General features: G+C 59.6%; 22 protein-coding genes, 1 tRNA gene and 1 other RNA gene. 15 read left to right on the forward strand and 9 right to left on the reverse strand.

All coding sequences use genetic code 11. The features are described from left to right. The first annotated feature begins 64 nt into the window (after nt 1-64). The 3 genes from rplM (at nt 65) to ISS99_RS11690 (ending at nt 1,036) form a co-directional block, all read left to right on the forward strand. Nucleotides 65-493: a 50S ribosomal protein L13 gene (gene rplM / locus ISS99_RS11680; protein ID WP_204631799.1), complete on the forward strand. Its 429-nt coding sequence runs from the start codon at nt 65-67 to the stop codon at nt 491-493. Nucleotides 494-502: 9 nt separating this feature from the next. Further along, the gene (gene rpsI, locus ISS99_RS11685) at nt 503-895 is read left to right on the forward strand and encodes a 30S ribosomal protein S9 (protein ID WP_192553845.1); all 393 of its coding nucleotides are present in this window, start codon (nt 503-505) and stop codon (nt 893-895) included. A 67-nt stretch (nt 896-962) separates the two neighbouring features. After that, nucleotides 963-1,036 (forward strand) — tRNA-Gln (locus ISS99_RS11690). A 109-nt stretch (nt 1,037-1,145) separates the two neighbouring features. Here ISS99_RS11690 and ISS99_RS11695 read toward each other — a convergent pair. Together ISS99_RS11695 and ISS99_RS11700 are read right to left on the reverse strand one after the other, a co-directional pair. Next, nucleotides 1,146-2,207: an MvdC/MvdD family ATP grasp protein gene (locus ISS99_RS11695; protein ID WP_204631800.1), complete on the reverse strand. Its 1,062-nt coding sequence runs from the start codon at nt 2,205-2,207 to the stop codon at nt 1,146-1,148. A 656-nt stretch (nt 2,208-2,863) separates the two neighbouring features. After that, complete coding sequence (locus ISS99_RS11700) at nt 2,864-4,300, reverse strand: hypothetical protein (protein WP_204631801.1); 1,437 nt, start codon at nt 4,298-4,300, stop codon at nt 2,864-2,866. A gap of 190 nt (nt 4,301-4,490) precedes the next feature. Between ISS99_RS11700 and ISS99_RS11705 the strand changes: the two genes are divergently transcribed. Further along, nucleotides 4,491-4,670, forward strand: a complete 180-nt coding sequence (locus ISS99_RS11705; RefSeq protein WP_204631802.1) for a hypothetical protein — start codon at nt 4,491-4,493, stop codon at nt 4,668-4,670. A 739-nt stretch (nt 4,671-5,409) separates the two neighbouring features. Here ISS99_RS11705 and ISS99_RS11710 read toward each other — a convergent pair. Then, nucleotides 5,410-5,712 (reverse strand): hypothetical protein, encoded by a 303-nt coding sequence (locus ISS99_RS11710; protein WP_204631803.1) that lies wholly within the window; start codon nt 5,710-5,712, stop codon nt 5,410-5,412. Between ISS99_RS11710 and ISS99_RS11715 the strand changes: the two genes are divergently transcribed. The 4 genes from ISS99_RS11715 (at nt 5,711) to ISS99_RS11730 (ending at nt 12,532) form a co-directional block, all read left to right on the forward strand. Continuing rightward, nucleotides 5,711-8,779, forward strand: a complete 3,069-nt coding sequence (locus ISS99_RS11715) for a TonB-dependent receptor (RefSeq protein ID WP_204631804.1) — start codon at nt 5,711-5,713, stop codon at nt 8,777-8,779. The genes ISS99_RS11710 and ISS99_RS11715 overlap by 2 nt on opposite strands. Before the next feature lie 117 nt (nt 8,780-8,896). Further along, the gene (locus ISS99_RS11720) at nt 8,897-10,459 is read left to right on the forward strand and encodes a sulfotransferase (protein ID WP_306482329.1); all 1,563 of its coding nucleotides are present in this window, start codon (nt 8,897-8,899) and stop codon (nt 10,457-10,459) included. A 144-nt stretch (nt 10,460-10,603) separates the two neighbouring features. Beyond that, nucleotides 10,604-12,013: a DNA (cytosine-5-)-methyltransferase gene (dcm, locus tag ISS99_RS11725; protein WP_204631805.1), complete on the forward strand. Its 1,410-nt coding sequence runs from the start codon at nt 10,604-10,606 to the stop codon at nt 12,011-12,013. Nucleotides 12,014-12,037: 24 nt separating this feature from the next. Continuing rightward, entirely contained in the window at nt 12,038-12,532 is a 495-nt protein-coding gene (locus ISS99_RS11730; protein WP_204631806.1) for a very short patch repair endonuclease, read from the forward strand. 43 nt (nt 12,533-12,575) lie between these two features. Here ISS99_RS11730 and rpiA read toward each other — a convergent pair whose 3' ends face one another. Further along, on the reverse strand, nt 12,576-13,214 hold the full coding sequence (gene rpiA, locus ISS99_RS11735; protein ID WP_204631807.1) for a ribose-5-phosphate isomerase RpiA: 639 nt from the start codon (nt 13,212-13,214) through the stop codon (nt 12,576-12,578). A 140-nt stretch (nt 13,215-13,354) separates the two neighbouring features. On the opposite strand from rpiA, the gene kch reads away from it, so the two are divergent. Then, complete coding sequence (kch, locus tag ISS99_RS11740) at nt 13,355-14,536, forward strand: voltage-gated potassium channel protein (RefSeq protein ID WP_284343717.1); 1,182 nt, start codon at nt 13,355-13,357, stop codon at nt 14,534-14,536. Between the two features lie 114 nt (nt 14,537-14,650). Here kch and ISS99_RS11745 read toward each other — a convergent pair whose 3' ends face one another. The 5 genes from ISS99_RS11745 to ISS99_RS11765 all read right to left on the reverse strand — a co-directional run bounded on the left by ISS99_RS11745 (nt 14,651) and on the right by ISS99_RS11765 (nt 16,574). Next, nucleotides 14,651-15,088, reverse strand: a complete 438-nt coding sequence (locus tag ISS99_RS11745) for an EVE domain-containing protein (protein ID WP_239537980.1) — start codon at nt 15,086-15,088, stop codon at nt 14,651-14,653. 11 nt (nt 15,089-15,099) lie between these two features. After that, nucleotides 15,100-15,717 (reverse strand): 5-formyltetrahydrofolate cyclo-ligase, encoded by a 618-nt coding sequence (locus ISS99_RS11750; protein ID WP_204631809.1) that lies wholly within the window; start codon nt 15,715-15,717, stop codon nt 15,100-15,102. A gap of 107 nt (nt 15,718-15,824) precedes the next feature. Next, nucleotides 15,825-16,011: non-coding RNA, 6S RNA (gene ssrS / locus ISS99_RS11755), on the reverse strand. A gap of 7 nt (nt 16,012-16,018) precedes the next feature. Further along, a complete protein-coding gene (locus ISS99_RS11760) occupies nt 16,019-16,357 on the reverse strand; it encodes a cell division protein ZapA (RefSeq protein ID WP_204631810.1) in 339 nt (112 codons plus the stop codon). After that, the gene (locus tag ISS99_RS11765; protein WP_204631811.1) at nt 16,350-16,574 is read right to left on the reverse strand and encodes a TIGR02449 family protein; all 225 of its coding nucleotides are present in this window, start codon (nt 16,572-16,574) and stop codon (nt 16,350-16,352) included. Before ISS99_RS11765 ends, ISS99_RS11760 begins: the two co-directional genes overlap by 8 nt. Before the next feature lie 90 nt (nt 16,575-16,664). Here ISS99_RS11765 and ISS99_RS11770 point away from each other — a divergent pair, with 90 nt between their 5' ends. From ISS99_RS11770 to ISS99_RS11795, 6 genes are all read left to right on the forward strand, one after another. Then, nucleotides 16,665-17,228: a UPF0149 family protein gene (locus ISS99_RS11770; protein ID WP_204631812.1), complete on the forward strand. Its 564-nt coding sequence runs from the start codon at nt 16,665-16,667 to the stop codon at nt 17,226-17,228. Next, the gene (locus tag ISS99_RS11775; RefSeq protein ID WP_204631813.1) at nt 17,186-18,535 is read left to right on the forward strand and encodes an aminopeptidase P N-terminal domain-containing protein; all 1,350 of its coding nucleotides are present in this window, start codon (nt 17,186-17,188) and stop codon (nt 18,533-18,535) included. The genes ISS99_RS11770 and ISS99_RS11775 overlap by 43 nt, the downstream gene beginning before the upstream one ends. A 165-nt stretch (nt 18,536-18,700) precedes the next feature. Then, nucleotides 18,701-20,794, forward strand: a complete 2,094-nt coding sequence (locus ISS99_RS11780; protein ID WP_204631814.1) for a phosphocholine-specific phospholipase C — start codon at nt 18,701-18,703, stop codon at nt 20,792-20,794. Between the two features lie 364 nt (nt 20,795-21,158). Continuing rightward, on the forward strand, nt 21,159-21,497 hold the full coding sequence (locus ISS99_RS11785) for a hypothetical protein (protein WP_204631815.1): 339 nt from the start codon (nt 21,159-21,161) through the stop codon (nt 21,495-21,497). Nucleotides 21,498-21,736: 239 nt separating this feature from the next. Further along, entirely contained in the window at nt 21,737-26,272 is a 4,536-nt protein-coding gene (locus tag ISS99_RS11790; RefSeq protein ID WP_204631816.1) for an RHS repeat-associated core domain-containing protein, read from the forward strand. A gap of 3 nt (nt 26,273-26,275) precedes the next feature. Further along, entirely contained in the window at nt 26,276-26,821 is a 546-nt protein-coding gene (locus ISS99_RS11795) for a hypothetical protein (protein WP_204631817.1), read from the forward strand. Nucleotides 26,822-26,911: the final 90 nt, after the last annotated feature.

Genomic DNA, 26,911 nt, shown 5'->3' on the forward strand with positions numbered 1-26,911 from the left:
ATCTCGCGCCTTTGTTCCACCGATTCCGCTTACCGCCCCTGTGGCGGCAGACAGGTATTCCGAAATGAAAACGTTCAGCGCCAAGCCGGAAAGCGTCAAGCGCGACTGGTACGTGGTTGACGCCACGGACAAGACGCTCGGTCGTCTCTCGACCGAAATCGCGCGTCGCCTTCGCGGCAAGCACAAGCCCGAGTTCACCCCCCACGTCGACACCGGCGACTACATCGTCGTGATCAACGCGGAGAAGGTGGCTGTCACCGGCGCCAAGCTGGACGACAAGATGTACCACCGCTTCACCGGCTACGTCGGCAACCTCAAGACCACCAGCTTGAGAGACTTGCTGGCCACCCATCCCGAGCGCGTCATCGAGATCGCCGTGAAGGGCATGTTGCCGAAGAACCCGCTGGGCCGCGACATGTACCGCAAGCTCAAGGTTTACGGCGGCGCCGAACATCCGCACACCGCTCAGCAGCCGCAGGCGCTGGAAATCTAAGGAAGCATCATGGCGATTCAGCAGAATTACGGCACCGGCCGCCGCAAGACCTCCGCCGCTCGCGTGTTCCTGCGCAAGGGCACCGGCGCGATCGAAGTGAACGGCAAGACCCTGGACCAGTTCTTTGGTCGTGAGACCTCGCGCATGATCGTGCGCCAGCCGCTCGAACTGACCCAGAGCGCTGACAAGTTCGACATCAAGGTCACGGTCGCCGGCGGCGGCATCACCGGCCAGGCCGGCGCCATCCGCCTCGGCATTGCCCGCGCTTTGATCGAGTACGACGAAAGCCTGAAGACCCAGCTGCGCAAGGCTGGCTTCGTGACCCGTGACGCCCGTGAAGTCGAGCGTAAGAAGGTCGGTCTGCACAAGGCACGTCGCGCTACCCAGTTCTCGAAGCGCTAATCCTCTTAGGAGGTTTCGCTTCGACCGTCCGGTGCATCAAGTCAGAGCGCGCCGCTCGGCCCGGTATTGGGAGATCGTCTAACGGTAGGACAACGGACTCTGACTCCGTTTATCTAGGTTCGAATCCTAGTCTCCCAGCCAAAAAACAAAAAGCCCGCCTTTACGGCGGGCTTTTTGTTTTTCGTTGGGAGGGTTCAGGAGGTGCGTCTCGTTCGACTTGTCGCCAGGAGCGAATTTGGACAGCACCCTATCAAGCGGTCGCCGGTTCATCGAGCCGCAGTCGGTGCGCCAACGCGGCATAGGTTTCGGTGGAGCGAAACTCGGCCATGTTGAGCGTGGCATCTTCGACCACGGAGTAGTCGCGTGAGCCTGCTGCCAGAAACGAGGCCATCATGCGCATCACCCCGATGTCCGGAATCATGTCTTCCAGAAACAGGAATTGCCCGGCCTGATTGACTTCCAGAAACTGATACTCGCCATCGGCATCGACCACGAAGTCGAGGCAACCGAAAACCAGTCCTAGCGACGCCATCAAGGCCTGGATGCGCTGTTCCAGCGCAGCGGGCAGTGTTATCTGCTCGGCGAAGAAATCCTCATCGAGCACGTGGATTCGCCAATCGACGTAAGCTTCTTTCGAGCGCCGCCGCATGCGCACTGCCAGCATTCGGTTGCCGGCGACGGTGACGCGAATATCGGAGGTCTTCTCTACGTAGCGCTGATAGATGCCCGGACAAAACTCGATGACTTGCGCGTCGGGCAAGTGGTCGTTGTCCAGTATGGTGGTCGTCGTGCTGAGGCCGCCTTCTTCCTGCCATGCGTGCGCACGAAATGTCTTGAATACAACGCGGCCGCCTTGCGCCAATCGCCGTACCGCTGCCGCATCGTTGCCCATCGCGGTCTCGGGAAACGCCAATCCGATCTCGCGCGCTGCTACCAATTGCACCAGCTTGTTCTCGGTACGCCACGCTGCGGCTGGTGTATTGATCCAGAACGAAGGCAGCAGCTGCGCTGCAGCTTCGACCAGATTGTCGTAAAAAGTACGCCACTCACCGGCGATAAAAGCCTGATCTTCAGGCAAACTGGGCTTGGGCTTTCGCGCTTTCGGGCGGCGATTCCAGACCGAGATAGGCGCGTCTGTCGCGCTGCTTAGCCCCGCGTGTCCGAGCCCTATTTCGACGGCGACTTCATCGCCCCGCCATTGCGCCAGGCCAGGGCTGTGCACGACCGGCACGCCCATCCGCTCAAGCGCCCAGCGCAATGCCGCGGCGTGCGGATCGTCTTCCCAGGAAAGTACGTGAACTGCGTGTGTCACGAAAGAGGTCTCCTGATACGACAATGCGCCTTGTTGCCAAGGCGCATTGAATCAACGGGAAGAAATCATGCAACGTCGTAGTCTAGACCGCCATCCATGGGGGAGTGGATGCTCCCATGGAAGGTTATCACCGTCATAAAGTGGCCCCTTGCCGGATCTGCCCACTGCGCGCCAAGTGAGGCTGCGCTAAGCCGTGCCAGGGGGCGAATCGTTGGTGCCATTTCCGTTTCGACGTTGAGCTGACTCATTAGCATCTACTCCATCATTGGCCGCACATTGCGGCTCAGCGAGAATAGATTCATTTTCGGATGCGGACCAGACCCTGCGTCAACGTGGCGTGACTTTACGGATCATGCCGCGGCCCGTGCGCGATTGCGGCTTCGAAAATGCATTCACATTTTATTGACGCAAAGAGTATTAGCGCATGCGGTTAATGAGGAGTTGTCACAGACGTGACCGGCAAAGGCGAAACGGACGTCGGATACTGTGTCGCCGCGGATGTCATCGAAGGAATCACTCGCGCTCTCAAAAAAAGACCAGCGAAGTGATCCTTCGCTGGTTTCACCAAAAAAGGGTGACACCGGGGTTTTGGTAACTCGACTCAGTCGTCAGTGCGCTGAGTCGAAGTCAGATACACGCCCTCGATGCGCTTCAAATCAAGGATTGCTCAACGCATACGACAGCACGGCCACGTTGCGATTGTTCGGCAAAGTGAGGCTTTTCACTGTCTTGGTGCCGTTGATCGAGAACGAATAACCATAGAGATAGAACGTGCGGTTATCCGTAGTGCCGCTGCTGGTGTCGCGGTAAGCCATCGTGATGGCCTTGGATTCATTCGGATAATTTTGCGGCGTGAACCAGTCGCTCAAGCTTTGGGTGAAAGTGGTGCTGGTGCCGTCGGTGTAGTTGACGGTGAACGTTTGCGAAGCCTGGTTGCCATTGAAGCCGGACGCCAGAATGCTGAGCTCGCTGTATTGCCCCTGCGTAAGGCTGATGGTGCCGCCGCTCATGGCATTGGTGGTATTGGCGGCACCCAAGGTAAACGTATTGCCGTTCCAGGTTTGCGAGGTACCTAGCAGGTTCGCGGAGTAGGCGTAGCCGTTGCCGTCCAATCCGCCCGTGCTGAATGACGTTCCATCGCTGTAGATTCCATAGATTTCAGTGGTCGTCGTGCTGCCGCCAAGGCCGGCATTGATGGCATTGCCGTAGGCGGCGGTTTCGTCTTCGCCGTTGTAGGTCTTGCCGGCAATATCGTCGTACAGCCACAGGAAGCCGCCGGTAATGCCGCACTGCGAATGCCAGCCGCTCATCGCGCTTTGCGCCGCGGGAGGCGTGTCATCGGCATCCCAAACACCGGGAAAAACCGGCACCGATCCAAAATCCCAACCCGAGCAGGGGCTGTTGCCGTCGCCGCCGGAGTAGGTTTGCAGATGCACGCCGTCGACCGTGCCGGGGCTCTGGCTGTTGATGGAGGAGACCAGTGAAGTCCAATACGAAGCATTGGTGTACGGATCCACTTCTACCTTGTACCCAAGCCCACCGAGCATCACGGCGAACGCGGTGGTGGACGCGGCGTCGTAGCTGTTCTCGTCATCGAAATCGATGGCGTCGACTTCCGGCAGGGCCGCTTTGATGGCCTGGAAATCCTTGTAGAGAATGCTGCTCGTGCCGGTTCCTTGGGCGTTCACCAGTGCCTTGATGTCTTGCCAGTCGCCCACGTTCGATGAGCCGATGCTCAGGGTGATGCGCTTGGGCGTCCCTTGCTTCATGGTGGCGAGGTCCGAGGCGAACGACGGCCAGGTATTGTTGCCCACGTATGAGCCGCCGGAGGTCAGCGGAAATTCGCCGTTGAGATTCAAATCGCCGGTCGAGCTGACCTCGACACTCCACACGACCACTTCGGTGAAACCGGAGTTTTCGATTTCCGAGATATTGCTCGCCACGTGCTTGTACAGCGGGCCGCCGCCAAAGATACCGGTGTAGCCCGTGCTCTGTGCACTCGCGCTGCCACATGCGAATCCAAGGCTCGAAATAAAAAACAACAGCGCCGCCTTGCGGCGTAGTCCCGACGACTGCATTGCGATGCGTTTCATGGTCACGCTCTCCCAGAGGGTTGATAAAGACGCGCCGACTGCCACACATACCCAGCCCATCACGACACGAAGCGGCCAAGCGTTCGGCGCTGCTGAAGGGGGAAGCTGCGAATGACGTTGCGACATGTACCGATGTCGCTACGCATTCGGGTTGTAACTTGAACCACGTGCCTGCGACGCAGAAATTTCCGTGCGTGCATTTGTTGCCGATCAAACAACGAGCGAATCGTCGGAAGCGCAGCGAGCGGCGTTCAATGAAATCGATGGCGAAAAGCATTCGTCCATCGGCACGAGGGAACGCAGTCGATTCAACGGCGCGCTTTCGTCCGTTGTTTCACCGAACGTTTCCTCAGGCAAAAAGCCGCCCTGAGTCGTGGCTATTGCCGCGGCTCTCGCTCATCACGCTTCAGAGATAAAACAGCACCCGTCCTGGATACGTGCCGCAGGCGAATTCATTGCTACGCCACGCTGCTCAAAAGATCCCTTGGAAGACAACTTTCAATCGATCCAAGTCTCGCGACGACGACATGTCCGTGCGCCGCGAGCGCAGCCATGAATAGGCCAACGAAAAGTCGCTGTCAATAAGAATTTATATCGATTCAAATTTAGAATTTTTAAAAGCAATGTGGCAATGACGCCCTTTGCGTTCGGGCTCAATGCTGCATGGCGGAATTATTTTTTGATCGATTCAATTTTTACGTGATTAATGAGTGTTGCATGCGCAACATGGCACGCATTCCCGCGTGTGCACCCGGGCGTTGCCATCCGCCGTGAATGATGCTGCGGGTATTCGATTCATTCGCTCGCTCCATCTCGCACATCGATGTGCAAATGTCATAACGGCGTGAAAGTCTGGAAAACGAAGACTCTCTGCAAGGTTTGCTCTTCGCAACGCAAGGTGGGTCGGCCGGCAGTTGCGCTGGCACTCACTTCGAAGTCGTTGAAGGATCGACTTGTAGATGGCCGTCTGTTTCTTCATCCAACCCGCCATTAGCGGAATGCCCGATTGTTTCTTTATTTGTCCGACTAATGGGATGGGAATATAGGGCTTTTGCTGCAATGCAAGTTGCAAACTCTTTGCGAAGAGCACAAAGTGAATTTAGAACGATCTAAATCGGGGTTAAACGATCTAAATCGTGATGCGCGAGGCGCCGCGCAGGCGTCTGGTGCCGCAAGAGGGGATTAAGCAGGTGTACCCGTTGTAACCGCAGGGGGGCCTTTGCGCTCGCCTCAAGACGGCGATTGACCGTTTTGCTCCAGTCCAAAAAGAAGAGGCGGGTGTTGGTTGGTTCCATCAGATCAGATGTGGCTAATTTTTTATCTTCCTGGGAGACGAAGGTGAACAAATATCCGTTCCGTTTGGGCAGCAGCTTGCGCGCCAGCATACGCATTGGTCTATTGGCCGCCGCCATGACCAGCGGTTCACTGTTTGCACAAGATATTACCGGTGGTGTCTATGGCAATTTGCCTCAAGGCAATGGCATCACTGCGGAAGTAAGCAATCCGGCGACGGGCTACGACAGCACCGTGCGTGCCGACGCCAGTGGCCGCTACTCGGTCAATGGTTTGATGCCTGGCCGTTATGTCGTCAAGTTGCTACGCGACGGCAAGGTGGTCGATCAGCGCGAGGTGGTCGTTCAAGCCGGCTCCAATAGTGCCGCCGTTTTCGGAGCAGCAGCGGGCCAGAATGTGACGCAACTGAACGCGGTAACGGTCAACGCCATACCGCCGGCAGTCAACGCGATCGACGTCACCACTAGCCAGCAGGTCCAGACCTGGAACGCCACCGACGTCGATCGGCTGCCGCTGCTCAACGCGGATCTGCTCAATGTCGCCTCCATGCAGTCGAACGTCACGAGTCTCACCAGTTCTCACGGGCAGTCCCCGCAGTTCAATGGCGCGTCGGGTACCGAGAACCGGTACTTCATCAACGAATTCAACATGACCGACATGCAGCAGGGTGCAGTGCCGGACAAGATCCCGAACGAAGCGTTTGCCAACGTATCCACCATCAACGGAGGCATGGACGCCAAATACGGCAGCGCCATGGGCGGCATTGTTTCGGGCACAATCAAGCAAGGTTCAAATCTGCTCGAGGCAGGTGTCGACCTGCAGTTCACCCCGGCCACGGGGACGCTGAACGAAAACGGCAAGAACATCTACAACTACAACGGCAGCCTGGTTACCGCCAATCAGCTGAATCACTGGTCGCCGAGCCTGTTGCAGGACTATTGGGTGTCAGGCCCGATTGTGCCGGACAAGGCGTTCTTTTACTTCCTGGTTGAAACTCAGCCCAACAACTATGGTCAGGGCGTGCAGGGCGATACGCCCACTGAAACTTATAACGGTCAGTACAAGACGCTCAACAAACAAGGTAATCAGCAGGTCCTGGGCAATTTCACCTGGAATATTGCTACGGGCCACACGCTCAATATCTTCTTCGACCACCAGTACAACTACGGTGCGGACTCTCAATATGCGCTGGCGACGCCTTACGATCCCAGCAGCGCGTCCCCCGTGTTGCAGAACTGGAGTGGAGATGTCTGGCGCGACCTGATGGCGGTGGCCAACTATCACGGCCAGATCACCGACAATTTTTCCGTCGCGGCCATGGTCGGCACCTCTCAGCAGTATTTCACGTCCTATCCGCAGTTCGGTATCAACATCCCGTACGTACAGCAGGCGAATCCGGATAACCCGAACGACACCAAGACGCTCTCCAACGGCGCTGGCAGCCTGTACTACATGAATTACCGCATGATGGGGTCGCGCATCGACTTTACCTGGGATGTGACTGACAACCACGAAGTCACCTTTGGCGGCGAGCAATACAGCCCCACCATGGCGCAAGCCAACATTCCCAACCCGAACAGCTGGACGTACACCGGCTGCAGCACGGCGCTTGGGCCGAACCAGCCTTGCCAGGTCAATGGACAGAGCATCAACCCGCTGACCAATCAGCCCTTTGCCCCAGGAACCAAGTACGTCACCTTGGCGTACGCTCCGCGCGTCTATTACAACAGTTCGCCCACCTACGGCTTCTATCTGGCCGATACCTGGCATTTCGCAGATAACTGGACGGCCTATATCGGCGGGCGTTACGACAATTACGCCATGACCGACAACATCAACGTCAAGATGTACAGCAAGGGCAACGCGACGCCCCGCGTTGGCGTGGCGTGGGACGTGCATGGCGATTCCAGCCTGAAAATCGGCGCGTCCGCTGGCGAATACACCGAGGGCATACCGCTCTATTTCAATGCGTACGGCGGCACGCCCGGCCAGGGCTACATCCATACGACCACCACGTACCTCTATTCCGGAATGGGGCCCAATTACGTTCCGACCGGGCTGACCCCAGTGGGTGCCGTTCAAGGCAGTTCCGGCAGCGGGTTGCACTACCTGACGCCCGGGCAGTTCATCGCGACGTCGGCACAAAATGCCAAGCTGAAGCAATTCCAGGTCTACGCACAGCAAAAACTCGGCAACAACTGGGTGGCCGGTGCAACGCTGTTCACTAGCGAACTTACCGGGCTGCCTAATCTGGACAGCAATACCGACCAGATGTATGCCTATCTCAAGAGCAAGGGCTATCCGAACGCCTTGCTGCTCGGTCAATACCTGATTACGCCGGGCAAGGACATCACCATCCCGGTGCAGTTGAACGGCGCAAACAGCCCGCTCAGCATGTTCACCTTCCCGAACAGCTATATCGGGTATCCATCGGTACGTCGCAGGATCTATCAGCTGAGCCTGAATATGGATCATGCCTACTCCGAGGATGAGCCTTACTACTTGAGCGCGTCCTACACGTGGCGTCACGAGTTCGGCAACACCGACGGTACGACGAGCTATGCATCCAGCAACCAGGGCAGCGGCGTTGCCAACACCGGTGCAACGGCTTACGACAGCGGGCTGTCGGCACCGGGCTTCCTGCAAGGCTCCAGTGGCAACCTCGCTGACGACATTCCCTCCTCGTTGAAGGTGTTCGGCTATTACAAGTTCGCGCACCAGGACAACTTTTTGAAAGGACTGCGTGTAGGCGGCGCGTTTACGTACTACGCCGGCGGACCGGTCAATTGCCTTTCCACCTATCCGCAAACCGGAAACCTGGCGGTGGGCAGCAACCAGGTCACCAGCGCCAACGCCTACTACTGCAATACAGTGCAGAATGCCGTGAACGGCACACCGGTATCGTCCACGATCCTTTATCCGCGAGGCAGTTACACGCGGCTTCCGTCTTACCGGCAGGTGGATCTGGATATCGGCTACGACTGGCAGCTCGGCCAGAACGCGTTCTCGTTGGATCTGAAGGTGCTCAATCTGTTCAATCAGCAGAGCATCACTTCGTATGTCGACCAGATAACCAATGGTCAGCAGGCCAATGGCAGCACGCAGTTCAACCCCAACTTCATGCAGCCAAGCACGTTCCAGTTGGGCCGTGAGGGACAGTTGGTGTTCCGCTGGAAGTTCAATTAGTTTGTCGTATCATCGAAAGTAGTACCGACGCCGCCATGGTCTTGAGTGACGTGGCGGCGTTTTTCGTGGTTCCCGATCCACGGCGTGCCGTTGATCGGCAGGGTTTTGGAGGCGAGATTGAATTCGCTACTGCATGGTTTGGATGTTGCTGCGGCAAATCAGGTCATCGCCGCCGCGCGGGCCCTCGAAATGGGGCAGCCTGCTCAAGCGGCGAATCTATTGAGTCCGCTACTCGCCAATTACCCGGATCACCCCGAAGTTCTGCGCCTTCACGCGAACGTATTGAACGCGCGCCGCGAGCACAAATTGGCTTTGCGCGACATGCGACGCGCGCTGGAGCAGCGGCCGCAGGATGCCACCTATAACAACAGTTATGCCGTCATCCTCGCGGAAGCCGGCGAACTCGATCTGGCCATCGAGTTTCTGCGCCGCGCCTGCGAGCTTCAGCCGAGCCTCGTCGTGGGCTGGTACAACCTTGGCCTGTTCCTGATTCGCAGCGCACGTTTCGAGGAAGCGCGGGATGCGCTTCGGCGCGCCGTCGCGTTGGCGCCTGACTATGCCGCAGCACGCGCGCAATATGCGGATCTGTTGCGCATGGACAATCTCCGGGACGAAGCCATCGCCGAATATCGCAAGCTGCTCGCCGGGCAACCATGGGCAGGCATGGCGTGGTGGGGCTTGGCCGAGATCAAGACCCTGCGCCTGGAAGCGGACGACAGCAACGCCATCCGCCGTGCGATGGCCCACCCGCGCGCCAGCGACGGCGATCGCATTGCCCTGGGTTTTGCCTTGGCCAAGGCAGAAGACGATCAAGGCCGCTACGCCGATGCCATGCAAGCGCTCGCGGAGGCGAACGCCACTGCGCAACGCTACCGGACGTGGGATGCGGCGGGTTTTGTGCGAACCATGGAATCGATCAGAGCCGCCACGTGCACCGCCGATGCTGGACAGGAGCTCGGTTCGGAAGTCATTTTCATCGTCGGCATGCCGCGCTCGGGTTCGACCTTGATCGAGCAGATCCTCGCGTCGCATTCGCAGGTGGAAGGCGCTGCGGAGTTGCCGGACCTGCCCATGGTCATCGGCGAGGAGTCCACCCGGCGCAAGAAGGCTTATCCCGCGTGGCTGTCGGATGCATCGGCAGAAGATTGGCGACGGCTGGGTCAGCGCTATCTGGAGCGCACGGCGCGTTGGCGCAAGAACCGTCCCGCGTTCACCGACAAATTGCCGAATAACTGGATGCACGTAGGCATGATCCGGGCGATGCTGCCCGGCGCGCGCATCGTGATCAGTCGTCGCGATGCACTGGAAACCTGTTTCTCGTGCTATCGGCAGTATTTCCCCGGCAACGATTACACGCGCGGGTTTTCCGATCTGGCCGGGTATTGGCGCAGCTTCGATGTCGCAGCGACGCATTGGGCGCAGAAAGAGCCGGCACACGTTTACGAACACGTATACGAGGATCTGCTGAAAGACCCGGAAGGCCGGATTCGCCAGCTGCTCGCGTTCTGCCAGTTGCCATTCGAGGAAGCGTGCCTGCATTTCAACGAAACGCAGCGTGCCGTCGGCACGCCAAGTGCGATGCAAGTGCGGCAGCCGCTACGCAGCGATACCGCTCGATCGCCTCGTTACGGTGCTTTGCTGAACCCTTTGCGCGAAGCGCTTGGCCTGCCCTTGGTTTGATGGCGCCAAGGCGGGCTTGCTCCGCCGGCTGCTACGCATGGGCGGCAAGAAGAACTACCATTCGCCAATGCGGATCATCCACGAGGCGGTCCGCGGCTTCGCGTTTTGCTGCGTATGAATGGCTCTCAGGGTTCCCAAGGCATCATGGTCAAATCGCTCCGCTCGATCCGCTCCGAGCAGAAAATCAGCCAGGGAGAGCTGGCGGAGGCCGCTTGCGTGCCCGTTGCCCAGTTGCGTCGCTGGGAGCGATTGCTGGAGCCGGTGCCGTCCAGAAACCTAACATCGCTGGCGAAGGCCTTGGGCGTTCGTCGCGTGGATCTGAAATCCGCACTTTCGGCCAACGCGGATCTGCCGGAAATCGGCGAGGGCTACGTCACCGCCGTGGCCGAGGATCAGCTCATCTTGCCGCGGCGCGAAGATCACGGCCAGGGTATCCGGGTGCTCGATCTGTTCTGCGGAACGGGCGGTTTCTCGCACGGTTTCGAAAGCACAGGGCACTTCAAGGTCACCGCGGGACTGGATTTGCTGCACGATCGCGTAACCAGCTTTCATCGCAATCATCGCTTTGCCACGGCGGTGGCGGCGGACATTCGGAAATTTTCGACGGCGGAACTGGGCGATCTTGCGCTCAATCCGGACGTGATTATCGGTGGTCCGCCGTGCCAGGGTTTTTCTTCGATTCGTCCGTTTCGCACATTGACCGAAACCGATCCGCGCAATTCGCTGCCCGAATATTTCATGCTCACACTGCGCGAGCTGAAGCCGAAGTGGTTTGTATTCGAAAACGTGGTGGGCATGCTCACGCACCAAAGCAGCAGGAATTTCTTTCACGAGCTGCTGCGCAGTTTTGAGGGACTTGGATATAAAACCGATTGGCGCGTCATCAATGCGGCGTCTTTCGGTTTGCCCCAGAACCGCGAGAGAGTCATCGTGGTGGGCAATGCGTTGGGTCGAACCTTCGAATGGCCGCAACCGACTCACCAGGTGGCCTACCGGAGCATGGCGGGAAATTTTGCGGGGCAGTTGGTGCCCACAGCATCGCGTGCGGCAAAGCTTGTGCCGGCAATGACGGTCATGGATGCCATCGGCGATCTCCCCGTCGTCCAGTCCGGCGAGAAGGCCGTTGCTTACGGCAAATCCAAAAAGCGCAATGACTATCAGCGCCGCATGCGCAACGGCGCTTCACAGCTGACACTGCACGAATCGACGGCGCATTCGGAAAAAATGCTGGCCATCATCCGCGCAGCGGGCCGCAATCGTGCCGCCTTGCCCGAAGGCATGACCCGCAGTGGTTTCAGCTCCTGCTATAGCCGTCTGGCTGCCGATGAGCCGAGCACGACCATTACTGTGAATTTCGTGCATCCCTCATCCAATCGCTGCATCCACCCGTATCAGGACCGTGCGTTGACCCCGCGGGAGGGCGCGCGTATCCAGAGTTTTCCCGATACCTTCGAATTCGCCGGAACGCGGGCGCAGATCGTCAAGCAGATTGGCAACGCCGTACCGCCGCTGCTAGGTGAAGTGCTGGCCGGGGCGATTGCGGCGCAGTATTGAGCCCTCGCGCGTGGGATGAGCCGCATGCCCGGACGAGCCAGAGCGAAGAACGAAATACCGTTCAAGCGGCCCGTCGAGCGCTTTGGTCGTGCCTCGTCGCCGGTGCTGTATACGACGCGGGAAACGTCCTCTCGCATGGCGCGTGTCCGCCAGAGCGGTTCGGCGCTGGAGCTTGCCGTGCGTCAGGCCTGTTGGGCGACCGGTATGCGTTTTACCTTGAGCAATCGCGATCTGCCGGGTGCGCCTGATCTCGCCAATCGTTCCCGGCGCTGGGCGATCTTCGTGCATGGATGCTTCTGGCATCGGCACGACTGCGCGTTGGCGACGACGCCGAAGTCCAACCGGGCGTACTGGGCTGAAAAGTTTGCCCGCAACGTAGCGCGCGACAAAGCCGCCAGGTTGGCGTTGTCGAGATTGGGGTTTCGCGTGTTGACCCTGTGGGGTTGTGAAGTGCAGCGCGAGGATGTGTTGCGCAAACGTATCCGGCAGTTTGCGCGGCACATTCAATCGCCCGGCTGAGGCAGGTGCGTTCGGCGTAGCGAACGCGTCTGCACTCGTCGATTTACATCAGCTTGTCGCCGATCAGCACCACGTCCGCCGGGCGCTTGGCAAACAGGCCAACGGTGACGATGCCGGGAATCTGATTGAGATCGCTTTCCAGCGCTACCGGATCGGCGATCTGCCAGCCGTGCACGTCGATGACCCAGTTGCCGTTGTCGGTGACTACGCCATCGCGCCACACCGGGTTGCCGCCGCGCCGAACGATCTCGCGGCCGACCAGGCTGCGCGCCATCGGAATCACTTCGATCGGCAGCGGAAATTTGCCGAGCAGGTCCACGCGCTTGCCCGAATCGATAATGCAAATGAATTTCTGTGCAGCCTGGGCGATGATTTTTTCGCGCGTCAGCGCCGCGCCGCCGCCCTTGATCAGGCGCTTGTGCGGATCGCATTCGTCCGCGCCGTCGACATACAGCGTCAACGTGCCGGTGGCGTTGAGGTCGAACACGGGAATGCCGTGCTTCTTCAATTGCGCGGTGGATTGCTCCGAGCTGGATACGGCGCCCTGGATGCGGTCCTTGATGCCGGCCAGTGCATCGATAAAGAACGCGACGGTGGAGCCGGTGCCGACGCCGACAATGGCGCCGTCTTCCACGTATTTGATGGCGGCTTCGCCGGCTAGGCGTTTCTCTTCACTGCTCATGGCATCACCCGGAAAATTCAAAGGTGCAATGATCCCCGATTTGGCGCCCAGCCGCATCTTCCGGCCGGACTTTAGTCCTGCGGGGGCTTGCCAGGGCGGGGATTCCGGGGAGACTGTAGCGACGACAGCGCGGAGGCCTCGTGGCTTTGGAATCTCTATGGCAACGCTTGCGCGAGGCCCGGCAGCGATGGGCGGGCGTCCTGCGCGCGCATGGCTGGTTTCCGCACGTCCCTTTGGCCCTGTTGCTTGCCGGCGGCGGGTTGAAGATGCTGCACGCCGACCTGGGCCAGGACTGGCAGCGTTACCTGGCGCTGGTGATGGAAGGGCAGTTCGACCAGCACCCCGCGCTGCTGCCGCCGCTGTTGATCGGGCTGGGGCAGCTGACGATGTCGGTGGGCTTGCTGATGCGGTCGCGGCTGGCCTGGACCATGGCCAGCTTGCTGTCCATTGCGGCGCTGGCCAGCCTGCTGTTCGGCGTACATCGCAATGTGCCGATGGCGATCTATTCCGCGCTGGTGCTGTTGGCCTTGCTGGCCAGTTGGCAAACCTTCGACCGTTCCAGCCTCGCCGCCAGTACGCTGTTTGCCTTTACTTCGGTGGTGATGTTGATGATGTATGCCACCCTGGGCAGCTATTACCTTGGTGCGCAATTTTCGCCGCCGATCACCGACCTGGTGACGGCGTTCTATTACGCGACGATCACCATGACCACGGTGGGTTATGGCGATATCGTGCCGCATACGCCCGAATCACGCTTGTTTGCGGTATCGGTTGTGGTGCTGGGCGTCGCCGTGTTCGCCACCTCGCTGACCGCGGTGGTGTCGCCGATGATCAAGCGCAGCCTGCAACGCATCGTCAACCAGAAGGGCCGCACCATGAAGCGCAAGGATCATTACGTCGTGATCGGCAATACCTCCTTGGCGATCAATACCTGGCGTGAGCTGGCCAAGCGCGGGCAGTCCGTTACGCGCCTGCTGCGCGATGCGCCGGCGGAAGGCGAGCTGAGCGACGTCGACATCGTGGTAGGCGACTCCAGCGATATCGACGTGCTGCGCCAGGCCGGCGCCCACGAGGCCAAGGCCGTGCTGGCCATGCGCGACGACGATGCGGAAAACGCCTTTACCGTGCTCGCCGCCAAGGAACTGGGCGGCACAGCGCGCACGGTGGCGGCAGTGAACGATGCGCGGCATCTCAGCCGCATCAAACTGGTGCAGCCGGATGTAATCATCGCGCCGCAAGTGCTGGGTGGCGAATTGACCGCCATGCTGCTGACCGGCGAGAAGGTCACTGCCGATTTCGTGCTCCAGCGCGTGTTTCAGTAGGTTGGGTTACCCCGGACTTGGTCCGGGGGTAACCCAACAATTCCAAGCGATATTTGTTGGGATACCCCCAAGGATCAAGTCAGGGACAACCCAGTCCGCGGCGCTGCGAAAGCCTCATTCCAGCCCGAGGATGTACTTCCAGTCGCCCGCTTCCACCGGCATCACCGACAGGCGATTGCCTTTGCGCAACAGGGTCATGCCTGCCACGGCCGAGTGATTTTTCAGTTCGTCCAGCGTGATCGTGCGCTTGAGCTTTTTCACGAACTTCACGTCGACCAGCATCCAGCGCGGATTGTCGCGCGAACTGCCCGGATCGAAGTATTGGCTCTTGGGATCGAACTGGCTGGGGTCGGGATAGGCGTCGCTGGCGACCTCGGCGAGGCCGGCGATGCCTGGTTCGGCGCAGTTGGAGTGATAGAACAGCACGCCGTCGCCCACGCGCATGCCGTCGCGCATGAAGTTGCGCGCCTGGTAGTTGCGCACGCCGTCCCAGGCTTCGCGTTTCTTGCGCTTCAGGTCGTCGATCGAAAACGTGTCGGGCTCGGATTTCATCAACCAGTAATTCACGTGCTGGCTTCTCCCGTGGCGTCGGCGCGGCAATCGATCAATTCGTGGTCCGTGGCGATGAAGTCCAGCGTCACGTCCCAACTTTCCGGCTCGATCTGCGGCAATTCCTGAAATTCGTAGGCGATGCCTACCAAAAGGGGTTCGGTGGGGCGCAACTGATCGCGCAGAAACGCGAAGCTGCGATCGTAGTAGCCGCCGCCATAGCCGATGCGGTTGCCGCGGCGGTCGAAGCCGAGCAGGGGCACCAGCACCAGATCCAGCTGGAACGGCGCAAACCATTCGTACGGAGCCACCGGTTCGGGAATGCCGAAGCGGTTGGGCTGCACCGCATCCCCGGCCGCCCAGGGCGCAAAGCGCAGCAGGTTGTCCTGGCCGATCAGGGGCAGCAGAAATTGTTGGCCGCGCGTGGCCAGGGGCGGAATCACCAGATTCAGCGGCAGCTCCCCATCGCAGGCCCAATAGCCGGCAATGCGCTGATCCGTATGGTATTCAGGGAGGTGTTCCAGGCTGCGGCGCAGGCCTTGGGCGGCGCCCATACGCTGGGGCGGGGTAAGCGCGCGGCGGCGTTCAGCCAGGCGCTGGCGCAGTTCACGGCGTCGTGCGGCGGTATCCACGTCGCGCGTCTCCCATCTCCTGATGACTGTGACGCCCGCGGACTCCCGGACCGGCGATCCGCCCCCGGAAGCCTCTCTTGAGCGGCTTCCGGGATGGGAATGAGGTGGCGTTAACCGCGATGCCGCTGCCCACCAAACGACCTTGATCCGAAAGGGATCAGGTGGGAGGGATATTAAGGCCTCAAGGCTTTCCGCTCGCGGCGGACATGCACAACAGCCTTAAGTAACCGTCCCGGGCCGTAAATAGGAACAAGGCAATATGTAAGAGTGTGCTGGCGCACACCGCAGAAAACGCCGACCGCTATTTTAGTTGCGCGTCGAGTGCCGCTTCAAGCTTGCGTCGCAAAGAAGCCAATCCTTCGGCGATGCCTGGTTCAGACATGCCGTCGTTTGCGCTGGCGACGGGGTGCTTCTGCAACTGCAGATACTCGTGCGTGATGCTGATGGCGGCCAGCACCGCCAGGCGGTCAAATCCCGGCGTCTTGGCGTGCGCACGCAGCTCGCGCATCTTGCGGTCCAGGAAGCTTGCCGCTTCGAGCAGGCCGGCGCGTTCGTCCGGCGGACAGGCGATCAGGAATTCGCGATCGATCAGCCGCAGTGCAACCGGCTCGTTGGTAGGTGTGCTGATGACGTCAGCCATTGCTCTCAAGCGCCTTGAGTCGTTGGATCATGGCTTCAACCCGGCTGCGCGCCTGTTCGTTGCGTGCCAACAGGCCTGCGCGTTCGCTTGCCAACTGTTCCTGGCTGTGGCGCAGGCTGCGATTTTCTTCGGTCAACCGATGCACGTGCTCAAGCAATCGATCGAGCTGCTGGCTAAGAGCGGCAAGCTCGTGATGGGCGGCGTCGGGTGTGTTCATGGCCGGAACTATATCAGGACGCCGGCCGAAATCTGCTGCCCTCATGGCAGTGCATTAAACTTGCCCTTTGACCGTTTGAGGACCGCCCCGATGACCGCCCCCGAGCTGATTGGCTACGACGAACTGGACGACATCGTGGTGCACTTGCGCCTGGGCGCCACGGCCAGCGAAGTGCATGGTTCCCTGTGCGGTTTCCTGGCCGGAAACGGTCAGTTGGGCCGGCGTTCCTTGTTGGAAGTGCTGCATCTGGACGCGGGCGAGGTAAAGGTTTCCCAGGCCGATCAAGCGGTTCTGGAGCAACTCGTGCGCCAGAGCGAGGGCGAGCTGGCCGACCCCGAACTGGGTTTCGAACCCTTGCTGCCGGCCGACGACCGCCCCTTGCCGGAACGCGCCGATGCCCTGGTCGACTGGTGCCGCGGTTTCCTGGGCGGCTTAGGCCTGAACGGCCCCGCGGCGCGCGACAAGTTGTCCGAAGAAGGCAAGGAAATTCTGGGCGATCTGGCCAATATCGCGTCGGCCCAGCTCGACTTCGGCAATGAAGACGAAGACGAGGATGCTCTGATCGAAGTGCACGAATTCGTGCGTATGGGCGCCATGTTGCTGTTTACCGAATGCCACATCCCGACCCAGCCTTCCAACGGCACCGTGCATTGAATATTCCCCTGGATGAGTTTGCCCGCCGCCGCCGCCAGTTGATGAAAATGGCGGGCGAAGAGGCGGTGGTGCTGATCGCCACGGCGCCCGAGCGCATGCGCAATGCCGACGCGGCCTGGCCTTACCGTCAGGATTCGGATTTCCATTACCTCAGCGGTTTTCCCGAGCCCGATGCGGTGCTGGCCTTGCTGCCGGGCCGCACGCACGGCGAAGCGGTGTTGTTCTGCCGCGAGCGCGACCCCGAACGCGAACGTTGGCACGGCCCTTCCATCGGCACCGAAAGAGCGGTGGCCAGCTACGGCATGGACGACGCCTTTCCCATCGACGACATCGACGACATCCTGCCCGGCATGATCGAGGGCAGGGGGCGCGTGTATTGCCATTTCGGCCGCGAACCGCAATTCGACGCCCAACTGCTCGGCTGGGTGCGCCGGCTGCGCCAGTTGCGCGGCGGCGGCGTGGTGCCCAAGGAATTCGTGTCGCTGGGGCATCTGCTGCACGACCTGCGCCTGTACAAATCGCGCGCCGAACTCAAGCTGATGCGCGCATCGGCCGTCATCGCCGCCGATGCGCATCTGGCCGCCATGGCCATGGCGCGCGCCGGCTGCCACGAATACGAAGTGGAAGCCGAACTGCTGCGCGTCATGCGCAGCCGCGGCGCCGTGGCCGCTTTCCCGCCGATCGTCGCCGGTGGCGTGAACGCGTGCACCATGCACTACACCGCCAATCGCGCGCCGTTGAAGAACGGCGATTTGCTGCTGATCGACGCCGGTGCGGAGCTGGATTGCTATGCCTCCGACATCAGCCGCACCTTTCCCGTCAACGGTCGCTTCAGCCGCGAACAGCGTGCTTTGTATGAAGTGGTGTATACCGCGCAGCAGGCGGCGATCGACGAAGTGCAGCCTGGCCGTTCCTACAGTGCGGCGCATGACATCGCCGTGCACGTCATTGTCGAAGGCCTGTGCGCACTGGGCCTGCTCAAGGGCGACCCGGCCGAAGTGGTGGCGCAAGGCAGCTACAAGCGGTTCTATCCAGCCAAGACCAGCCATTGGCTGGGCCTGGACGTACACGATGTCGGCGATTATCGCGTCGACGGCGAGCCGCGCATGCTCGAACCCGGCATGGTGCTTACCGTGGAACCGGGCATCTACATTCCGCCGGATGATTTATCCGTGCCCGAAGCCTGGCGTGGTATCGGCATACGCATCGAAGACGATGTCGCCGTGACGCGCGATGGGCACGAAGTGCTGACCGAGGGCGTGCCCAAGGCACCGGAACTGCTCGAGACGTTGCTGATGCAGCGATAAGAGCGTGCTCCGTCACCTCCATATCGTGAAGGATTCGTCTTCATGAACACATCTCGAGTGTGATCAAGCGCAAAGCTTCAGCATTGCTTCACCGGATGACGCATGATTGAAACGTTCGCGCACCAGCATCGCGCGACGTATTCGAACTTCTGGGAGCCCCGAACCATGACGACCTCGATGAATCGCCGCCGCTTCTTGCAACTGATGGGAAGCACGGCGCTGGCGTCGGCACTTCCTGCGAGCATCGCGCGCGCCATGGAAATTCCCGCCAACCGGCGCACCGGTTCGATTGAAGACATCGAGCACATCGTCATCCTGATGCAGGAAAACCGTTCCTTCGACCATTACTTCGGTTCGCTCAAGGGCGTGCGCGGGTTTGGCGATCCGCGCCCGGTGAATCTGTCGACCGGACAATCGGTGTGGTACCAGCCCGATGGCGCCAGCTACGTGCTGCCGTTCCATCCCACTGCGCCGGACATGGGCCTGCAGTTCCTGGAAGACCTCGCGCACGACTGGGCCAGCACGCACGCTGCGTGGAACCAGGGCCAATACGACCAGTGGGTGCCCAACAAAGGCACCAGCACCATGGCCTACCTCACGCGCGACGACATCCCCTTCCATTACGCGCTGGCCGATGCCTTCACCGTATGCGATGCCTACCATTGCTCGGTGATGGGGCCGACCGATCCGAATCGCTACTACATGTGGACCGGCTGGGTCGGCAACGATGGCGCGGGCGGCGGCCCGGTGGTCGACAACGCCGAGGCGGGCTACTCCTGGTCCACCTATCCGGAAGTGCTGCAGAAGGCCGGCGTTTCCTGGAAGCTTTACCAGGATGTCGGCACCGGCCTGGATGCCAACGGCTATTGGGGTTGGACCGACGATGCCTACATCGGTAACTACGGCGACAACTCGCTGCTGTACTTCCTGCAATACCGCAACGCGCAGCCGGACAGCCCGCTGTACCAGGGCGCGCGCACCGGTACCGATATTTCGGTAAGCGGCGGCTTGTTCGACATCCTGCGCGCCGACGTGATGGGCAACACCTTGCCGCAGGTGTCGTGGATCGTGGCGCCCGAAGCCTATACCGAACACCCGAACTGGCCGGCCAACTACGGCGCCTGGTATGTCTCGCAAGTGTTGGACGCGTTGACCAGCAATCCGGACGTATTCAGCAAGACTGCGCTGTTCATCACCTTCGACGAGAACGACGGCTTCTTCGATCACGCCGTGCCGCCGTGCGTGCCGCCTTCCAGTGCGCAAGGGCAATCGACGGTCTCGATCGCCAACGAAATCTTCGCCGGTGACAGCAACTATCAAAGCGGACCTTACGGCATGGGCCCGCGCGTGCCGATGATCGTGGTGTCGCCGTGGAGCAAGGGCGGCTGGGTTTGCTCCGAAGTGTTTGATCACACTTCGTTGATCCGCTTTATCCAGCGCCGCTTCGAACGCCAATATCCCGATTTGCAGGAATCCAACATCACCGCATGGCGCCGCAGCGTCGCCGGCGATCTGGTTTCCGCCTTCGATTTCGCCAAGCCGGACCACAGCCAACCCTCGCTGCCCAGCACCAGTGCCTACGAGCCGCCGAACGACCAGCGCTATCCCGATTACGTACCCTCGGTGCCTACCGATCAGAGCCTGCCCGTGCAGGAACCCGGCATGAAACCGGCGCGCGCCTTGCCGTACGAACTGCAAGCCACCGCGATGGGCGGTCACCCAGGCAACTTCGGCATCCGCTTCGAAAACACCGGACGCGCAGGCGCGTGCTTCCACGTACGTACCGCCAGCGGCGCAGAAGGTCCGTGGTACTACACGGTCGAGCCCGGCAAATCGCTTTCCCCTACGTGGCCAACGCAAGGTGCCTACGACTTCAGCGTCTACGGTCCGAACGGATTCATGCGCCACTTCAAGGGCGATCTCGCATCACCCAAAACCAACGTGCAGATCACCGCGCACTACGATGCTTCCGACCGCAGCATCGTGCTCGTGCTGGCCAACACCGGGCAGGATTTCTGCAACGCCACCGTAGAAAACCTCTACAACGGCGAATCCATCACCTACGCCCTGCACCCAGGCGAATACCAGAAAAGAAAATGGCATCTCGGCGACAGCTACGGCTGGTACGACCTGATCGTGCGCGCCGATGCCGAAAGCGGTTTCGTACAACGCTTCGCCGGACACGTGGAAAGCGGCGAGCCAAGCGTCACCGACCCCGCCATGGCACAAGCACGCTGGCAAAACCTGCAAAACGTCTAAAAACCCCTCACGCAACCAAGCTTTCCCCTCTCCCCTCTGGGGAGAGGGCAGGGTGAGGGGCCACTCTTGCGCGACTTTGCGGAAGGAAAATTGCTCTCCTTTCCACGTTTCAATACCCATCGCATCAGCGCAAACCTCACCACCCCAGGCGAACCCCGATTCGCCCAGCGCCCACACGCACAAAACCTGCCATCGATCCCCTACACGGGTTCCGCGCGCTCATTTGATAAATTGGCACCGTCATCGACGCCATCTCTAACCAGGCAACGTCGATGACCCATGCAGCAATGTGTGGAAGGCGCGGACCGTGAGAGCTGGAACTCCCACGATCCGCTAACCAAAACCAACTCATAGGAAGTTGATCATGGCTACCCAAGATCATACGGCAGACGCACGCCCATCGGTTCGCAACGAACCTGTTTCAGAATCCTTCCCGTTCGCCAACTACCAGCTCTATCCACTGAGCCGCACGCAGCAAAAGCGGCTGACCAACAGTGCGCGCATCGCTGGCGTCGCCCACGCCACCGGCACCATCGAAGCCTTGCTGGAATACAGCGAAGCCTACAAACGCGCACGCATCGGTCGCACCCGCGACCCGATCAGCCCCTGGCCTTTGATCCCGTCAGAAGCCAGCGGCCTGCACGCCGCGCTCTACTACCTGCGCCAGTACGCCGGCACGCTCCCGCCTGAGCCGGGTGGATAACCCGTACTGCCGCATGATCGCTACCGCGGCACGCCGCGTGAGGAAGGGCGTGCCGCAACTTGGCTCGGCTCGTGCTACGGTCTTACTTGTCTGAGGTAACGTTTCCATCTCAAGCAAGGAGCGGAGGCATGCCAGGATGGTTATACGTGGTTATTTGGCGTTTTATGGCAAAAACATCTTTCATTTTAAGGATGGATGCATTTGCTTGTACCTGTTTTCAACGAAAAGGATGTCAGCGCATGAATAACCTTCGCTGGTTTACGATCCCGTCGCGCAAAATTTTTTTTGCGTTTGCGTATGTGTTTCTGCTGAGTGCGATATCGGTATCTGCCTACGCAAGTACGCCCTCAGCATCCTCTGTTCCTCAATATGTATGCTTAGGTGGCATTTGCGGCCTTCCTTGCCCACAAGATCCAAATACCGGATCGCTTGGCGAATTTGAAAGTTGTAGTGAAGTAAAATATTACAATGGGGCCGCGGGAGGGAATATTACCTTCCTTTATGCAACCTCGACTCAAGTTGGGGTCAATCTTGTATGGCAGTCTCAATACAACGGGACTTATATTTCCATGCTTTATCAAAAGAATTCGGGTCAGGATGTTCCTTCGGTTGATCGCAATCTGGGGTTCAAGGGATGCCCGCGTTGTGGCGGAACGATGCTCGGGAATCCGGTAAATATTGCTAACGGCAATAAATATCAGGAAGAATCTGATTACGAAGGATTTGGCGCATTTCCGCTGACTTTTAATCGCTATTACAACAGCGAAGGTTCCGGTAGCGGAGACGCCGGGGTTCGTTGGACGCACACCTTCAGTCGCATGGTTGTGATGCAGACTGCCGCTGAGGTAAAGCTATTTCGAGATGATGGCGAGATTCGTTATTTCCAGCAGTGCGGGACGCAGTGGTGTGCAACAGCTGACGAAACGGGCGCGCTCTCGGAGACAGTTGATGGGAGCGGCAATATCACTGGCTGGATCTATGTTGATGAAAATGTTGTTACGGAGTATTACGATGCCGCGGGAAGATTTTTATCTGAAATCAATGGGGCAGGTTTTTCCCACGCATTGACTTATGACCATAGCGGTAGGCTCGGCGCCGTAGCGGATTCCTTTGGGCGTACGTTGACCTTTAGCTACAACACATCGAATCAGTTGCAAGGGCTAACGGAGCCAGACGGAGCTGCCATTTCATATGCCTATGATGCGGCCGGAAATCTGAGTTCGGTCACCTATCCCGGAGGCAATTCTCGTACGTATTTTTACAACGAGCCTGCAAACGTTGCGTCCGGTGCGGGCGCTAATCTGCTAACTGGCGTGCAGGATGAGGCGGGTTCGAGGTATGCGACGTATCAGTATGATGGCCAATCCCGTGCGATTGATGGCGAGCATGCAGTGGGCGCGGGACGTATTCAGATTACCTACAATCCCGACGGCAGTGCGACAGTGCTCGATGGATTGGGTTCTACGCGGACCTATAAATTTCAAACGACGCTCAACGTCAATCACATTGCTAGTGTAGAGGGGCTTCCTTGTCAGGCCTGTGGGTTATTTTCCACGTATACCTATAACGCATCGGGTGATTTATCCAGCACCGTTGATTTTAATGGCAATGCGACCACGCACCTTATTGATGCAGCTCATCTCGAAGAGCAACGCATCGATGCTTCTGGTAATGCTGCGCAACGTACTACGAGCCTGAGCTGGAATGGCGCACTGCGCGTCCCGCTGACCCGCACCGTGCAAGATGCCAACGGCAACCTCGTCAGCAACACCCAATGGGTCTACAACGCCAATGGCCAAACCCTGGCCCGCTGCGCCGTTGATCCCAGCAACAGTGCCGCATCGGGTTACAGTTGCAGTGCTACAGGCACCGTCCCCGCCGGCGTACGCCGCACCACCGACACCTACTGCACCGCCGTCGACACCGTGCAATGCCCCCTCGTCGGCCTGCTGCTGACGACGACCGGTCCGCGCACCGACCTCACCCAAACCACCGCCTACAGCTACTACATGGCGAGTAGCGCCGTGAATTGCGGCACCCCGGGCGCCGCCTGCTACCAACCCGGCGACCTGCACACCGTCACCGACGCCCTGGGCCACGTCACCACCATCGCCTCCTACGACGCCGATGGCCGCATCACGCGCCTCACCGACGCCAACGGCATCAACACCGATCTCACCTATTACCCGCGCGGCTGGCTCAAGACCCGCACCGTCGGCGGTGCCCAGACCAGCTTCACCTACACCGCCTACGGCGCCGTGCAAACCCTCACCGATCCCGATGGCGTCACCACCACCTACGGCTACGACGCCGCCCATCGGTTGACCAAGATCACCGATGCGCTCGGCAACACCATTACCTACACGCTGGATGCCGCCGGCGATAAAACCGGTGAGAGTGTCTACGACGCCAGCGGGACCCTGCACAAAAGCCTCACCCGCACCTTCAACACCCTGGGCCAGCTCACCAGCGTGGTCGACGGCCTCAACCACACCGTCTTCAACGCCACCGCCAGCACCAGCTACGACGCCAACGGCAACCTGGTGCAAAGCAGCGATGCCCTGGGCATCCAGCGCCAACTCGGCTACGACGCCCTGAACCGCCTGGTGCAAACCCTGGACAACTACAACGGCACCGATACCGCCACTCAAAACACCAAAACCGCTTATCAATACGACAGCCTGGACCGCCTCACCCAGGTCACCGATCCGAGCAGCCTCAATACCACCTATAGCTACGACGGATTGAGTGATGCGACAGGGCAGCAAAGTCCGGATACCGGCACGACCAGCCGGACGTTTGATGCGGCCGGCAACGTGCTCACTCGCACCGATGCCAAAGGCATCGTGGCAACGAACACCTACGATGCGCTGGATCGCCTGACCAGCACCAGCTATCCCGACAGCACCCAGACCATCACCTACACCTACGACGAGGCCAACAGCGTCACCGGGTGCAGCAGTTCGAATCCCGTCGGCCGCCTGACTCGCATCATCGAAAACACCGTCACCACGGCGTACTGCTTCGACGCCTGGGGCCGCGTGATCCAGAAACAGATCATCACCGGCGCCACCACCCACACCGTGGGCTACAGCTACACCGCCGCCGGACGGCTCAGCGGCCTCGTCTCGCCGGATGGCTCCTTGGTCAGCTACGCACGCGATGGCGACGGCCGCATCCAAAGCCTCAGCACCACCCCGCCCAACGGCACCGCCACCACCGTCGTCAGCGGCGTGACCTACCAGCCCTTCGGACCGGTCAGCGGCTACACCCTGGGCAATGGCCAAGCCATTACGCGCACGGTCGACGCCAACTACCGCCTCACCGACCTCACCAGTCCCGCGTTTAGCTTGCACGTCGCCAGAGATGCGATGGGCGACATCACCGCCATCGGCAATGCCTCCGGCGCCAATCCAGCGACAGAGACCTACAGCTACGACCCGCTGTATCGCCTCACCGCCGTCACCGAAGCCAACGGCAGCGTGTTGGAAAGCGTCACCTACAATCAAACCGGCGACCGGCTCAGCAAAACGGGCAGTGGCCTGGATACCGGTGCCTACGGCTACACCCCGAACACGCATCAGCTGGTCACCATCGGGAACTCAACGCTGACGGTCGATGCCAACGGCAACACCACGGCCATGACGCAGGCCGGCAGCGCGTATGGCTTTGGCTACAACGACCGTAACCGCATGGCGGTCGCGCAGCTCGGTGGCAGCACCCTGGCGAACTACACCTACGATGCGCTGGGGCAGCGGATACAGAAGGTGGCGAACGGCCAGACGGAGAGCTACGTCTACAACGAGGCGGGGCAGTTGTTGGCCGAATACGGGGCGACGAATCGGGACTACCTCTGGATGGACGGTATTCCGGTGGCCAATATCGATACGGCCAATGGCAGCAGCACGATCACGTATGTGACGGCGGATCAGTTGGGGACGCCGAGGGCTATTGCTGATGCCAGCGGCAATACGGTGTGGCAGCTGCCGTATCAGGGGAATCCGTGGGCGGAGCAGCAGCCAACGAGTAACGGATACACTTACAACTTGCGGTTCCCGGGGCAATACTTCGACTCCGAGACGGGGCTTAGCTACAACGTTAATCGGGATTACGATTCGAGCACGGGGCGATATATCGAAAGCGATCCAACGGGCTTAGTCGGCGGCATCAATTCCTATGCAGCAGTCAGTAGTAGCCCTTTAAATCGAATCGATCCTGATGGCCTTCGCGACATTTTTGTGGGCGGTTTCGGTGATGGAACATCGGGAATTGTTCAGAGTTATTACAATAACTATCACCAGAACAACCCAGACTCAGCGTATTACTCGTGGACAGATCTCAATGGGATTCTGCAAGACATTGCCAACACTCCTGCGGGTGACCCAATAAATCTGATTGGTCACAGTTATGGCGGCGACACAGCAGCGACAGCTGCTCAGGAATCGTGTCGGAAAGTCAATCTTCTCATCACGATTGACCCTGTCAGTCGCTTCCACAACTTTAATATGCAAGCCATCGAAAACGCGGTGGGAACTTGGGTGGATGTCGATGCTGAAGGCAACAATCCCTTTCAGCCGTCCAACTTCATTGCTGGCATAGGAGATGCCTGGGATGGCGCGCCGAACGGCATCGCGGATTCCTACATCCAGGACAACGGTGTGAATCACGAAGATTTTCAGTCAATGATGAATGCTTCCGGACCTGGCGTAAACAGCCCCGCGCAAGTCCTCGCGGGATCGCCTACGGTCAGCGCCCCTTTCTTGTTTGGACGTTGAGGCATGACGATGCGTCGAATACTGATCGCTGCAATTACCATGGCCTCTTGCTTGGCATCAATGACCGCTGGCGCGGTGTGGCCGTTTAGCAGTGGCCCGCAGGACATTCAGGTGACGTCCGTCACCGACGTCGACCTCAAGGATCAGCCGCAGCTCGAATGGGTGAGCCTGAAGCCGCGTCCGTCGAAAATCATCTATCGAATCGAATTCACGACTAACATGGATCTATTGGCGCTTGCCAAGAAGAATGACTACAACATTTCGTTTGCTCTCGGTCCATGCGGCGCCGGAGGAGTGAAGGATATAGGGTTGGGTTATGGCTACGTCTATTGGAACAAGCTGCGCATCTACTCAGATGCAAAGGTAACGCCAGATTATTCGGCAGAGGTCGCCAAGGGACCGCCGTTTACTTATCAAGTGTTCGCAACTAAGTGGCGGCCAAGTTCAATAAAAGGCTCAATGTGCTTCACCCTGGCGGGTGGCAGCATGCTTGGGGAAAGGCTGCGATCGAATGTTGCAGTTATTCCCAATGACCAACAAACACACTAAACATCATGTAGCCCTGCCACTAAACCAGGGCAATCGGGGCCGCCCATCAATTAATCCATCGCTGACAAGGTGCCGTGACAGCCGCGGATG

This window comes from Dyella mobilis (assembly GCF_016904945.1).
Taxonomy (GTDB): Bacteria; Pseudomonadota; Gammaproteobacteria; order Xanthomonadales; family Rhodanobacteraceae; genus Dyella_B; species Dyella_B mobilis.